Consider the following 13,539-nt stretch of genomic DNA (forward strand, 5'->3'; position numbering starts at 1 on the left):
TCGTGTCCACCCTCGTTTTTGCTCGAGTGATTGGAGGCAAACCCCATGGTGCCTCGTCCCGTTATAGAAGCCATGGTCTGCGGTCTTAACGATGTGTTGCTTCCCGTTATGGGATGGGCGGCCGGATTAGCTGTCGTCTGGCTGGTTGTTGACATGTACCGCCGTGGACCCCGCGGCTAGGCTTGCTCCGGCAGGCTAAAACCGAGGATATAAGAAAGCGCTCCAGTGCCGCGTTTGGCATTGGGGCGCTTTCGCGTTGTGGTTGCAGAAAAAATGCGCCCCAGCTGTGGTACAAGGCAGCCGGGGCGCATTGGGGGCCAAGTGCGGGGATGGGGGAGGAGGAAGGGAAACTCGTATCTCCCCGCACTGGCTAGATTGAGGCGGCGTAGGGTCGCATGGGCCAGGCCTCGGAAGGAGAAAGAACCTGGGCGGCGGCGTTGCCTGCCTTCTTGGATGCGCGGATAAACGCCTGGTATGCGCGCTTGAGATTGGCTCGCTGGTCGGCAGAGTGATTGCGCTTAAGCGTTACTTTCTTAACGGGCGCGGGTTTGTGTGCCGGTTTGGGCGCAATCTCGATGGCGGTCTCGCCGATGGTTGCAAGAGCTGCGTCCTGCGGGGGAAGCGGGACATCATCAGGCTTTGCAATCGTGTCTTTGTGGCGCATACGATCAACTCCAATTCAGCGTTGCCGGGCCAGTGGCCCAACGGTCGTTTGGCGCACCGCTGTATATGTACCACCGCCCTTTTTTATTAATCAGGGGCGGTCCTTAAGAAAGACTGAATACAGATTCAGTCCACAGTTACATCGTTCCCATCGACATCAACGGTATTGCTTTCGCTGCTAATGGTCCGTGCGGCGCTTTGCAGGGCATCGTGGATAAGGGACGAGAGATTGCGAACAAATCGCTCGCGGTCGTCATCATCAAAAGCGCTGAAGCCGCCCGTCTTGCCGCCCGCTCGGCGCACCTTCTTCTCCTCATGGCGAATGAAGAGCTGCATGTCTATGGTCTCCTTGCGGTACAGGTGCCCGCGTACTCCTATGGCGAAGGCTCCTCGTCCCAACACCATGCTGGCAAGGCCAATGTCTTGGGTTACCACAACATCGCCGGGTTGCAGGCGCTCGACGATGGCGAAGTCGGCGGCATCCGCACCTACGCTCACGTCGAGCGTTTCAACCCAAAAGCCCCGGCGCGCGGACAGGGCGTCTCGGGGGTCGTCGCGGCGGATGCGGCGCTGCAGGTTCTGCGTACTGTTTCCGGCGACTACGGTATGGATGCCGTGTCTCCTGGCGGCATCGAGCGCCTCGCGCGTGACGGGGCATGCATCGGCGTCGATAAACAGGGTGGGTGCAAGCGGGGACGCGGTTTGCATGGGTAGGTCCTTTGCTGGATTGCGGGAGGCTACAATGGGGAACAAATGCGTCGATAGATGTATCAAAGGGGGATACCGTGTCTGTTCTCTACGCACTTGCCGGCCTGCTCATTATAGCTGCCGTTGTATCGCTGGTCTTATCTCTGCTGGGCGTTATCGTGGTGGGCGCGCTGCGCATCCTGCCCGTGGTCTTTGTGGTACTCGCGGCGGTGTTTTTTCTTTCCGGTGGTCGCATCGACGTGCACCTGCCCGATAAGTGGCGTAGGAAATAGACGCGATCGCCTTTTGCCGTCACCGGTTTGAAAGGTTTTTGGGACGGCGGCCATGTGTGTCCAAGGTGTGTTCGTTCAAGTTATTCGCAATCAATCTTTTTCCTGTGGAATAATCTAACGGCGTTAGATATTAGGAGGAACCGGTTGTGGCTACAGAAGAGCAGGTCGATGAATTCATAGCGTTGGTTGATGAAACAAGGCCGGTGCACCTATTCCATCACATCGATGAGACCACTGTGGGCGCCGGCGGCATCATGCGTATGCTGTGCTGCGCCAAGGAGGGAGACGATCCCGTCACGGCCGGCGCGATAGCCGAAGAACTGCACGTCAGCACGGCCCGCGTCGCAGCGCTCCTCAAGAACATGGAGGCCAAGGGGCTTATAGCGCGCGAGCGCGCCATATCAGACGCCCGCGTTACGGTGGTCATCCTCACGCCCCGCGGGCGCGCTCTGGCAGATGCGGCGTATCGAAACGTTCGCAACCATGCGGCCGCCATCATCGACGCGGTGGGTATCGAGAGGCTCCGGGCGTTTTTCGAAACGGCTCGCGACATCTGCGCCGTGGCTCGTCCCGCTTCAGTTGCTATGGACGAGGAAGATAGCGAGCAGGCACCCGGCGCATCGCGCTGCCCGTTCTCGTCCTAATACGGCTATGTCCTAATCAATCCCTGCAGCGCATGGCTGCATATAAATATCTCATAGGGTTAGGTATAAGGAGCGCGTGTACGATGGTCGATCTATCGGCGCATGCGCCTGCGAAGAAAAGGAGCAACGTGTGACAAAACTACTACGGTATCTCCGTTCGCGCGAATGGGCGGTGGCGGTGCTGGCACTGGCATTTATTGTTGTCCAGGTGTGGCTTGACCTTAAATCACCTGAGTATATGGCCGAGATTACCCGCCTGGTGCAGGTTGAGGGTTCAACTATGCCCGAGATCTTAACCGCGGGTGGCAAGATGCTCGCCTGCTCGCTTGGCAGTTTGCTGGCGGCCGTGGCAACGGCTGTATGCTCGTCGTTTATCGCGGCGGGTTTTGGCGGCACCATGCGCGCCAAGATGTTTCACAAGGTGCAGTCGTTCTCTATGGAAGAGATCGGCCGCTTTTCCACCCCAAGCCTCATTACCAGGTCGACCAATGACGTCATGCAGGTGCAGATGCTGATCGTGCTGGGTCTGCAGATGCTGATCAAGGCGCCTATTACCGCCGCTTGGGCTATCACCAAGATTGCCGGCAAGCGCTGGGAATGGACGGCCGCTACGGGTGTGGCGATTTTGGTTTTGCTTGCCGTTGTGGGAATCTGCCTGCTTATCGCTACGCCGCGATTCCGTCGCATGCAGCGTTTGACGGATGACTTGAACCGGGTGTCGCGCGAGAACTTGTCGGGCCTTTCCGTGGTGCGCGCCTATAACGCCGAGGCCTATCAGCAGGATCGTTTCGACGTCGTCAACGATACGCTCACCAACAACCAGCTGGTGGCTTATCGAACCATGGTCTTCCTCATGCCCACCATCCAGGCGACCATGAGCGGCCTGTCGCTCGCCATCTATTGGATTGGCGCGGCAGTTATCAACAGCGCTCTCATGGCGGATAAGATCGCGCTGTTTTCCGACATGATGGTCTTCTCCCAGTACGCAATCATGGTGGTCATGGCGTTCATGATGCTGGTAATGATCTTCATGATCTTACCCCGCGCCCAGGTGGCGGCGTCGCGTATCAACGAGGTGCTGGATACCGAGGCTTCTATCGAGGACGGCGCGCTTGAACAGGGCAAGCCCGGCCAGACCGGTGAGATCGAGTTCCGCGATGTGACCTTCCGCTACCCGGATGCAGAGGGCAGCATGCTGCGGCACGTCTCCTTCTCGGCGCATCGCGGCGAGACGGTGGCGCTTATCGGTTCGACTGGCTCGGGCAAGTCAACGGTGATCAACCTTATCCCGCGCTTTTACGATGCGACGTGGGGCGAGGTGCTGGTCGACGGCGTGAACGTGCGCGAGTACACCATGCGCGCGCTGCGCAACAAGATCGGCTACGTGTCGCAGCGAGCCACGCTCTTTGGCGGCACGGTCACGAGCAACATCGCCTACGGCGATAACGGCCGCGGCCCCGCGACCGATTCCGATGTTGAGGCGGCTGTGGGCACCGCGCAGGCGACTGAGTTTGTGGAGAAGATGGAAGGTGCGTACCAAGCGCAGATCGCTCAGGGCGGCACCAACCTTTCCGGTGGTCAGCGCCAGCGCTTGTCCATCGCTCGTGCAATCGCCCGCAAGCCTGAGATCTTGATTTTTGACGACAGCTTCTCCGCGCTGGACTACAAGACCGACCGCGTGCTGCGTGATGCGCTCGACCGCGAGTGCGCGGACACCACCCGCATCATCGTGGCGCAGCGCATAGGCACCATCCGCGATGCGGACCGCATCGTGGTGCTGGAAGACGGCCGCGTTGTGGGCCAGGGCACGCATGAGGAGCTTATGCGCGATTGCGAGACCTACCAGCAGATTGCCCTGTCCCAGCTAAGCGAAGAGGAGTTGGCGTAAATGGCAACCAATCATGCTATGCCGGCGCGCGGTCCCATGGGAGGCCACGGCCCTATGGGTGGACGAGGACCCATGGGTGGACGCGGCGCCGCTGGCCAGAAGATAGACCGCAAGACCTGGGGCAAGCTGCTCGCGTTTTGCCGCCGCTACGTTCCCGCGGTCGCGATCGCGCTCGCGTGCGCTGCGGTGGGCACCATCTTGACGCTGCTGGGCCCCAACATGCTCTCCGACATCACCGATGCCATCCAAAACGGCATCGCGCCCGATACGGATAAACTCGAGCTCATTGTGACCACCGTTTCTGACAACATGCAGCAAAACGCCCAAAAGCTGGCAGAGCAGCAGGCCGCTGCCGCAGTCGCCGCGGGTATGGACCCTGCTGCTGCGGGCGCTGCCGGCGACGCCGTCGCGATGGGCTCCATGCAGGATATGGCGAGCGTCGCGGACACCCCCGACACCTCGGCCCCGGGCGATGCCGCCAAGGGCATGGAGGCGCTGCTCCAGATGCCCCAGGAGACGCGCGCCGCGCTGATGACCGACGTTGAGGTCGATGGTGTCACCATTACCTCCAAGGATCAGCAGGAGCTGCTCGATATCTTTGCGAACCTTGATATGACCGATACCCAGGCGACCATGTCCGCCCTGGATAACCTACCCAAATCCGTCAAGAGTCTGGTTGAGCCCGGTATCGACATGGAGCTTGTATTGGGCACGGCGACGGTGCTCATTGGGTTCTACATAGCAAGCTACGTGCTCTCGGTGCTGCAAGGCCTCATTATGACCACGGTGACGCAACGCATCTCGCGCGGGCTGCGTGCAGAGATCTCTGCCAAGATCAACCGTCTGCCCATGTCCTACTTCAACCGCGTGCCCACTGGAGATATCCTCTCCCGCATCACCAATGATATCGATACGCTGGCCCAGTCGCTTAACCAAAGCGTCAGCACCCTGCTTTCCGCCGTGGTGCTGTTCTTTGGCAGTCTGTTCATGATGATCCGCACCAACGGGTGGATGACGCTTGCCGCCGTAGGTGCCAGCCTGTTGGGCTTTGCGTTGATGATGATCATCATGGGCCGCAGCCAGAAGTACTTTATGCGCCAGCAGAACGCCTTGGGTGCGCTGTCCGGCCATATCGAGGAGTCCTATACCGGTCACACGGTCATCACGGCCTATAACGCCGAGGATCTGGTTGGCTCCGAGTTCGACCGCATGAACACCGAGCTTGTGTCCGCCGGTTTTCGCGCCCAGTGCCTGTCCGGCCTCATGATGCCCATCATGACGTTCATCGGCAACTTTGGATACGTGGCGGTGTGCGTGGCGGGCGGCGCCCTCGCGCTTGACGGCCAGATTGGCTTCGGAGTGATCGTCGCCTTCATGCTTTACGTGCGCTACTTCACGCAGCCGCTTTCGCAGATGGCCCAGGGCGTGCAGGCGCTGCAGTCTGCCGGCGCCGCGGGCACGCGCGTGTTCGAGTTCCTCGATGCGGAGGAGATGGCGGACGAGTCCGCCAAGCCCGCGCTGGGCGATCGCACGGTGCGCGGCGAGGTTGAATTCGATCACGTGCGCTTTACGTACGACGGCGCGGACAAGCCCGTCATCAAGGACTTTTCGGCCCATGCCCTGCCTGGTCAAAAGGTCGCCATCGTGGGTCCCACGGGTGCCGGCAAGACAACCATGGTCAACTTGCTCATGCGTTTCTTCGAGATCGACGGCGGCGAGATCCGCATCGACGGGGTGTCCACGCGCGACATGCGCCGCGAGGATGTGCACAGCCTGTTTTGCATGGTGCTGCAAGATACCTGGTTGTTCGAGGGCACCATTCGCGAGAACCTGGTCTACTGCGATGAGGGCGTGGACGATGAAAAGGTACGCCAGGCGTGCCGGGCCGTGGGCCTGGACCACTTCATCCGTTCGCAGCCGCATGGGTATGACACGGTACTGAACGACCAGATCAACCTTTCGCAGGGCCAAAAGCAGCAGATGACCATCGCGCGCGCCATGATCGCAGACAAGCCCATGCTCATCTTGGACGAGGCGACCTCGAACGTGGACACGCGCACGGAGCTTAAGATCCAGCAGGCCATGGACGAGCTCATGAGCGGTCGCACCAGCTTTGTGATCGCGCACCGCCTCTCGACCATCAAGAACGCCGATCTCATTTTGGTGATGAAGGAAGGCGATATCATCGAGAGCGGCACGCATGATGAGCTGCTCGCGCAGGGCGGTTTCTACGCCGATCTGTATAACTCGCAGTTCGCTGAATAGCTGAGCTTGCAGACGGGCGCATCGTCCAAAAGAAAGCGGCGACCCTGGAGACGCTCCGGGGTCGCCGCTTTCGTATGGCGAATGTGCATGGGTGCGCGTGGATGCGCGGCTGCGATGACCGCAAGGGTGCTTAGGCGCCCCAGACCTCTTGGGCGATCTCGCGCACTAGGGCGATCTTTGCCCACTGCTCGTCCTCGGTGAGCTTGTTGCCTATCTCGCAGCTGGCAAAGCCGCACTGGGGAGAGAGGCAGAGGTTGTCGAGCGGCACGTAGCGCGCGGCTTCGTGGATGCGCTTGATGACGGCCTGCTTGTCCTCAAGTTCGGGGCGCTTGGTGGTCACCAGGCCCAGGACAACCTTCTTTCCCGGCGCCACGTGGGCGAGAGGTTCAAAACCACCTGAGCGCTCATCGTCAAACTCAAGGTAGAAGGCATCGACGTTCTCGCGGGCAAACAGGATGGGTGCGACCAGATCATATGGACCGCTCGAAGCATGGGTTGAGTGGTAGTTGCCGCGGCACACGTGCGTGGTGATGGCCATGCCTGCCGGGCGGTCGACCAGCGCCAGGTTGTTTACGCGCAGGTACTTCTCCGCTTCCGCTTCGGGCGTGGAACCCGCGGCGCGAATGGCTGCCTGGAAGCCCTCGTCCACCAACGCGCCCCAGGTGCAGTCATCTAGCTGCAGGTTGCGGCAGCCGGCGGCGTAGAGCTCGCGGATAACGGTGCGGTACGCGGCGCCGATGTCTTCAAGCAGCTCATTCTCATTGGGGTAGATGCTACGCGTGCGCTCGGTGGCGGCGGCGTCGCGATAGAGCTCCAGCAGCAGTTGGGCGGGCGCGGGGATGGTCTGCTTGGCGACGTGGCCGGGTTCCTCAAGCGCCTGCACAAAGGCGAAGTGGTCGATAAAGGGATGGTTCTCGCCAGAGATCTTGCCGGTGAGGACGGCGGAGCCATGCGTGGTCTCCTCGCCCACAAAGAAGTAACCGTGGTCTAGCTCCACGTGCTCGATGCCGGCGAATCCCCACATAAAGTCGAGGTGCCAGTAGGAGCGGCGAAACTCGCCGTCGGTGATAAGGGGCAGGCCGGCATCCTTCTGCTTTTGGACAAGTTCGGTTATGCACTCGTCCTCAACCTGTTTGAGCCCGGCGTCGTTCAGCTCTCCGGCGGCATGTGCGGCGCGTGCGGCTTTAAGGCGATCGGGACGAAGAAAGCTGCCGACGATATCGAAGCGAGTGGGTGCGATGGCGGTCATGATTGGTTCCTTTCATTGGATGCGCTATCTGATGAAAGGAGTATGCGCGGACGCACCTCGATTGGGAAATATAGAAATCAATGCCTATTTGATAGGAAAAACCTATAGTGTGGATGAACTGGGAATATGCTTGCGAATTGCAGCGATAAACGCCTCGCCGTAGCGCGAGGGGCGCGTGTCGCGGCGCGTGACTATGCCCACTTCCATGCGCTCTTCAACTTCAAGGGGGATTGCGATGATGTCTTCGCCGTTGAGCTCGTGCGAGATCACGCCCGAGCACACGGTGTAGCCATCGAGGCCTATGAGCAGGTTGAACAGGGTGGCGCGGTCGCGCACGCGGATGTTCTTGGCGCGGCCCAACGTGGAGAGCGGCTCTTCTGAGAAGTAGAACGAGTTGAAGTCGCCTTGCTCATAGGAGAGGTAGGGGTAGCCGGCGAGATCTTCGAGCGTGACCGAGGGACGCGTCGCCAGCGGGTGCGTCGAGGAGAGGAAGACGTGCGATGCGGTCGAGAAAAGAGGCTCGAACTCAAGCTCCTCAGCGCGCAGCATGCGGGTTATGACCTCGCGGTTTGCGTCCGAGAGGTAGAGCACGCCCAGCTCGCTTTTCATATGGGCGACGTCCTCGATGATCTCGTGCGTCTGCTCCTCGCGCAAGGTGAACTCGTAGCGGCTGGCGTTAAAGGTGCGGATCACGTCCACAAAAGCGTTGACGGCAAACGAGTAGTGCTGGCAGGAGACAGCGAAGCGGGGCACGGGCTGGGTGTCGCGCTTGAAGCGCTCTTCAAGCAGGTCGGCCTGCTCCAGCACCTGGCGCGCGTAGCCGAGGAAGGTCTGCCCCTCGGTGGTGGTCACCATGCCCTTACTCGTCCGCTCAAATACCGTGATGCCCATCTCGCGCTCCAGGTCGCGCACGGCGGCGGTCACGCTTGGCTGCGATACAAAGAGCCTGCGTGCGGCCTCCGTGACGCTGCCGCATGCTGCTACCTCGACGATGTACCTAAGCTGCTGGAGTTTCATCTGGTTTCCGTTCTTTCATGGGGAAGGCTTGCCGGAGAGGGGGCGTCCCATAGTCGCCGGTACGCGGTCGATCGCGCTGCGCCAACTTTCTCGATAATGCCCTCTTGCTGTAGCTTTGAGAGAATGCGCTCGAGCGTGCGTTGACTCATGCCGGGGTTGGCGTCCAGGATTTCCCGTTTTGTCGCGGTGCCGAGTTGCTTGTCGAAAAACGCACGGACCGCATCTTCGTTGCTCGCGGGGGCGCCCGCCAGAGAGAACCTGTCGGCGAGCTCTCGGTAGCACGCGCCGATGATGCCTAGCATGTACGTGATAAAGGGAGTGTAGTCGTTATCGCCCTCCCGCCAACCATGGGAGCTTGCGGCGAGGGCCTCGTAATAGGTCTCCTTCGTTTGCTCGATCTCCCTTTCGATTGAGATGTACTTTCCCACGTCGTATCCAGAGCGGTACATGAGCAGCAGCGTGACCAACCTGCTCATGCGTCCATTGCCATCGTTGAACGGATGGATGCTCACGAAGTCGAACGCGAACACAAGGGAGACAAGCAGGGGGTCGTACACCATGGCCTCGACCTGCTTGCGATATTCGTTGCAGATGGCCTCGATAGCGTCGGGCGTTGCGGCGGCGGACGTGGGGATGAAACGTGCGACGAGCTCGCCTTGGGCGGTTCGCTTGGCGACGACGTTATCGGAGTCCTTCCATCTGCCTGCATGGGAATCTCCGGAGAAACGGTATAGGTCGCGGTGGAGCTGGAGGATGACGCCGGGCGTGATGGGGATGTTATCGTGGCTCTCGTGGACGATGTCCAAGACGTACCGGTACCCGGCGATCTCACGCTCGTCGCGGTTTTTCGGCTCCACGTTCTCGAGCATAAGCTCGCGCAGGCGCCTGTCGGAGGTCGAGATGTTCTCGATCTTGTTCGAAGCGCTCGTGCTCTGGATCTTGGCCACCTCCACCAAGGTGGCGAAGCGGTTGGGATGGGCGGCGGAGAGCAGGGACGTCCTGCCCTTGAGCTCCCGGATGTTCCCGAGAGCGGATACGACCTCCGGAGTCATGAGGCTGGCAAGCGCCCTGTTGAAATCAAATTGAGTCACGATATCCTCACCATCTTCGTAATATTATCGACAAGTATACTAGATATGGCGAAGATAAGTTTGAGCGGTCGCACGGGTCGACGATCCCCCCCCATCGGTGTACCCCGCTACCGAGAACTTTGTTTAACTTTGTTCAACTTGTTAAAGCTCGCCATACCAGGCGGCCGCCTCCTGCCGGAGGCGTCTTGTGGACTTGGTGCCGTTCGAAACTCCTTCATATGGCATGGTTGGTATCGCATTTCCTTATGTGCGCGAATGCCGGCTCGAGTGCGTAAGGGAACGGGCGCTGCCTCAAGCGTGCCCTCATACTTCTCTCCAACGAAGTGAAGAAAAAGCTTAAACTTCTCTCCATTGAAGAGAAGTTGGTATACTGATGGCGGAGGAAGGGGAGTATCCAATGTCGCCGACTGCGTTTGACTATGCCGATCTTGTGCAAGAGGCTCGTGCTTTTGAGTTTCCGAGCCCCCGTCCGCGCCGCGAGGTTGTCGAGGCGCTGCCCGAGCCCGCGCCGTTCAATCTCATCCATGCCATTACGGGTATCCGTCGGTGTGGCAAGACGTTCTACGCGTTCCAGCTCATCCAGCAGTTGTTGTCCCGCGGCGTGCCGCGCGATCGGGTGTTCTACTTCAACTTCTCAGATGACAGGCTTCGACCGACGCCTCCTGCGTTGCTCAATGATGTCGTTGAGGAATACTGGCGTCAGGTCCCTTCTGCCAGAAGCGAAGGATGCTACCTATTCCTCGATGAGGTCCAAGAGGCGGACGATTGGGAAGGATTCTGTCAGAGAATCGCGGAGCGAGAGCGCGTGACGCTTGTGGTGACGGGTTCGTCGTCCAAGCTGTCCGCTGACGAGATCGCGAGCCGGTTTCGCGGCAGGCTTCTCGAGCATCCCATGCGCCCCCTGTCCTTTGTAGAATTCTGCCTATTTAATGGCATCTATCTTCCAGATGCGGACGACCTCGCGCTTGCAGGTTCCGTTGCTCCGGCGATGAGAAGTTCGTTGGAAGCCGCTTTTGATCGGTATTTGATTGAGGGCGGTTTTCCTGGGGCGCAGGGCTGCGGCGGCGCCGAGCGTATGGCGTTGCTGCAGACGTACGTTCGCGATGTCGTGGTGCGCGACGTGGTCGACAGGTACCCGCGTGCCGGCGTGGCGCTGGCGAACCAAGTCGCGCTGTATGGGCTGCGCAACACCGGTTGCGAGTTGTCGGTTAACAGCCTTGTGGCGAGCCTGAAAAAGGTGGGGTATCCAACAACGTGGGAGACTGTCTCGGAGGTGTCGCGACTGCTCGAGCAGGCACATCTCTACGATGGCGTAAGCGAGTATTCCACGTCGTTCTCCCCGTCGAGCACGGCGACCCGCAAGGTGTATGCCGTCGACACCGGCATGGCGCACGCCGTCTCCCGCGCGAGCCAGCAAGATGCTGGCAAGCGGCTGGAGACCGCCGTGCACAACGAGCTCGCTCGCCGAGCGGCATCGGCCCGGATTGACACGGTTTGCTCGCTCACCGTTCCCGGCGCAAAGCGGGAGAAGGTCGACTTCGTGGTGGGTGACGCTCTTTCGCTCGAGCCATATGGCCTTATACAGGTGACGGTGGATATGACGGCGGATCGCACGCGAGCACGCGAAATCGGTTCTTTGGCGTCCGCCATGCGGTATGCCGGGGTGGACAAGGGTCTAGTGGTAACGCTTCGCGAGCGCTCGACGATCGAGGTTCCCGAGGGAATGATCGAGGTCGTGCCCGCGTGGCATTGGGCGCTTATGGACGGCGGGGAATAGAGGACCGCGGACCTTACTGTAGGGGCAGACTTTTCTGTACTGCGCCACGGGTATACAGGCGCTGCTTTCGCAGCCGCTTTGCATCGGCCCGGCGTTGGGACTCCTGGTGTTTGCCGGCATTCAAGGCCCGCATGGAATCCTGTTTAACTTGTTAAACTTCTCCGAATGCAGAAGGTGATGCACGGTGGCACGCATCAACCCGTTTAAGCCAACGGCAGGGATGAACCCGCCCGAACTCATTGGGCGAGACGAAATTCTTGACGACTTTATCGAAGCACTTGAAAACGGCCCAGGCGCTCCCGACAGGCTACTGCGCGTCTCCGGGGTTCGTGGCGTGGGCAAGACCGTGCTTCTCAACGCATTGGGCGATGTCGCACGCGAATACGGGTTCCACGTGGTTGATGTCGCTGCGAACGCAGGTTTTTGCGATCGCATTCTCGGCGCCCTTGCGCGGAATCGCGAAGTGTCTTCTCTGTCGATATCGCCTTCGATTCCGGGCGTGAGCCTGGACTCCGTTGGAATATCCAAGTCGGCGACGCAGCTGGGACAGGCCATGTACGAGGCTTCGTGCAACGGAGGCCTCCTTATCACGCTCGATGATATTCAAGACGCGCCGCTCGATGAGATGCGCGAGCTTGGTAACGAGATCCAGCTGCTGGTGCGCCAGGGTGCGAACGTTGCCTTCGCCTTCGCGGGGTTTCCTGCCTCGGTCGACGGCGTTGTGATGGGTGAGACGTTGACGTTTTTGCAGCGCGCCAAACATGTCGAGCTCAAGCGCCTTATGGACTTCGAGGTTGGCGATTCGTTTGAGGAGACGATGGTGCGCGCGGGCAAGTCCGTCGCGCCCGGGGTGGCCGACGCTCTTACCGCGGCGGCAACCGGTTACCCTTTCATGGTGCAGCTTGTCGGTTACTACACGTGGCAGTCTGCTTCGCGCCGCGGCTCCGATGCGGTTGAGTTGTGCGATGCGGAAAAGGGTATCGCGACGGCGCGTAGGAGCTTCGACAGCATGATGATCGAGCCGGCGCTCAGGCATGTTTCGGGTAAACAGCTCGAATACCTTTCCGCTATGGCGCGATGTGGGACTGGGCCCGTGTCATTTGGCGATGTTGCGCGTGAGATGGGGGTCGACTCCGCGTCCGTGGGCACATACCGCCGTCGCCTTGTGGACGCGGCTCTCATCGAGGCGCCGGCATACGGTGTGGTCAGCTTCGCGATTCCCTACATGCACGAGTATCTGCTCGAGCATGTAGGGAATAAGATGCCATCTGAGGCGGTCTTCAAGAAAGCTCTCTTTATGGGTAACAGGGTCCTCGTCCAAATTGCCTGCCAATGAAACTGCAAGCTGATTCCGCGGTAGGCTGCTTGAGCATCCCATGCGCCCCTGTCTCTTGCCGAGTTCTGCGCGCTCAGCGACATTAGCCTTTCCGATGCCAAGGGCCTTGAACTTACGGGTCCTGTTGCCCCGGTGATGAAAGGCGCCTGCTCGAGATACTTTCCAACGTCCCTTCGTCAGAATAAGAGCATGAGCGTTGCGCAGCCGAAGCGAAGCGTCTTTAATGGCATTGTTCATCACGGTACGAAGTGACATGCAAGGGGGTCTCATGGCATCTTCCCGAGACTATCTCGATTATGTTCTCGAGCTGCTTTCTGGAGTCGACGGACTGACTACGAGAAAGATGATGGGGGAGTACCTCCTCTATTCGGATGGGATATTGTTCGGTGGAATTTACGATAATCGCCTCCTTATCAAGGAGAGCCCTGCTTCTTTAGCAGCGCTGAGGTCGACCGCGGTTCCCTATGAGGGTGCAAAGCCGATGCGGCTTGTCGATTTGGAGGACGGGGAGACGATTTCTCGTCTAATAGGAGCCGTGTGTGAGGATCTCAGCGGCAGCTCGGTTCGGAAGAGTGGTAGATAATGAGGCAGATTGTCTGTGCGCGTTGCGGACGAAGAGTGCCAGTCAA

12 protein-coding genes are annotated in these 13,539 nt (G+C 59.8%); 7 read left to right on the forward strand and 5 right to left on the reverse strand.

What is annotated here, in order from left to right:
• Nucleotides 1-370 precede the first annotated feature (370 nt).
• Both B3H65_RS05765 and B3H65_RS05770 read right to left on the reverse strand, forming a co-directional pair.
• The gene (locus B3H65_RS05765; protein ID WP_270480942.1) at nt 371-664 is read right to left on the reverse strand and encodes a hypothetical protein; all 294 of its coding nucleotides are present in this window, start codon (nt 662-664) and stop codon (nt 371-373) included.
• Between the two features lie 125 nt (nt 665-789).
• Nucleotides 790-1,371, reverse strand: a complete 582-nt coding sequence (locus B3H65_RS05770; protein ID WP_286684482.1) for a YaiI/YqxD family protein — start codon at nt 1,369-1,371, stop codon at nt 790-792.
• A 77-nt stretch (nt 1,372-1,448) separates the two neighbouring features.
• Between B3H65_RS05770 and B3H65_RS05775 the strand changes: the two genes are divergently transcribed.
• The 4 genes from B3H65_RS05775 (at nt 1,449) to B3H65_RS05790 (ending at nt 6,440) form a co-directional block, all read left to right on the forward strand.
• Nucleotides 1,449-1,643, forward strand: coding sequence for a hypothetical protein (locus B3H65_RS05775; protein ID WP_009140894.1), 195 nt, complete (start codon nt 1,449-1,451; stop codon nt 1,641-1,643).
• Between the two features lie 146 nt (nt 1,644-1,789).
• Nucleotides 1,790-2,287: a MarR family winged helix-turn-helix transcriptional regulator gene (locus B3H65_RS05780; protein WP_286684483.1), complete on the forward strand. Its 498-nt coding sequence runs from the start codon at nt 1,790-1,792 to the stop codon at nt 2,285-2,287.
• A gap of 130 nt (nt 2,288-2,417) precedes the next feature.
• A complete protein-coding gene (locus tag B3H65_RS05785; RefSeq protein ID WP_286684484.1) occupies nt 2,418-4,175 on the forward strand; it encodes an ABC transporter ATP-binding protein in 1,758 nt (585 codons plus the stop codon).
• Nucleotides 4,176-6,440 (forward strand): ABC transporter ATP-binding protein, encoded by a 2,265-nt coding sequence (locus B3H65_RS05790; protein WP_286684485.1) that lies wholly within the window; start codon nt 4,176-4,178, stop codon nt 6,438-6,440.
• 130 nt (nt 6,441-6,570) lie between these two features.
• Here B3H65_RS05790 and B3H65_RS05795 read toward each other — a convergent pair whose 3' ends face one another.
• The 3 genes from B3H65_RS05795 to B3H65_RS05805 all read right to left on the reverse strand — a co-directional run bounded on the left by B3H65_RS05795 (nt 6,571) and on the right by B3H65_RS05805 (nt 9,797).
• Nucleotides 6,571-7,689 (reverse strand): 5-methyltetrahydropteroyltriglutamate--homocysteine S-methyltransferase, encoded by a 1,119-nt coding sequence (locus B3H65_RS05795; RefSeq protein ID WP_286684486.1) that lies wholly within the window; start codon nt 7,687-7,689, stop codon nt 6,571-6,573.
• A 102-nt stretch (nt 7,690-7,791) separates the two neighbouring features.
• Nucleotides 7,792-8,706 carry a LysR family transcriptional regulator gene (locus B3H65_RS05800; protein WP_286684487.1) on the reverse strand — a complete coding sequence of 305 codons (915 nt, stop codon included), beginning with the start codon at nt 8,704-8,706 and terminating at the stop codon, nt 7,792-7,794.
• Entirely contained in the window at nt 8,703-9,797 is a 1,095-nt protein-coding gene (locus tag B3H65_RS05805; RefSeq protein WP_286684488.1) for a Fic family protein, read from the reverse strand. The genes B3H65_RS05800 and B3H65_RS05805 overlap by 4 nt, the downstream gene beginning before the upstream one ends.
• A gap of 397 nt (nt 9,798-10,194) precedes the next feature.
• Here B3H65_RS05805 and B3H65_RS05810 point away from each other — a divergent pair, with 397 nt between their 5' ends.
• The 3 genes from B3H65_RS05810 to B3H65_RS05820 all read left to right on the forward strand — a co-directional run bounded on the left by B3H65_RS05810 (nt 10,195) and on the right by B3H65_RS05820 (nt 13,493).
• On the forward strand, nt 10,195-11,574 hold the full coding sequence (locus tag B3H65_RS05810) for an ATP-binding protein (RefSeq protein WP_286684489.1): 1,380 nt from the start codon (nt 10,195-10,197) through the stop codon (nt 11,572-11,574).
• Between the two features lie 184 nt (nt 11,575-11,758).
• Entirely contained in the window at nt 11,759-12,910 is a 1,152-nt protein-coding gene (locus tag B3H65_RS05815; RefSeq protein ID WP_286684490.1) for an ATP-binding protein, read from the forward strand.
• Nucleotides 12,911-13,178: 268 nt separating this feature from the next.
• Nucleotides 13,179-13,493: a TfoX/Sxy family protein gene (locus tag B3H65_RS05820; RefSeq protein WP_286684491.1), complete on the forward strand. Its 315-nt coding sequence runs from the start codon at nt 13,179-13,181 to the stop codon at nt 13,491-13,493.
• Nucleotides 13,494-13,539: the final 46 nt, after the last annotated feature.

The sequence above is a fragment of the Collinsella sp. UBA1693 genome, assembly GCF_002320115.1.
In the GTDB taxonomy this organism is placed as follows: domain Bacteria; phylum Actinomycetota; class Coriobacteriia; order Coriobacteriales; family Coriobacteriaceae; genus Collinsella; species Collinsella tanakaei.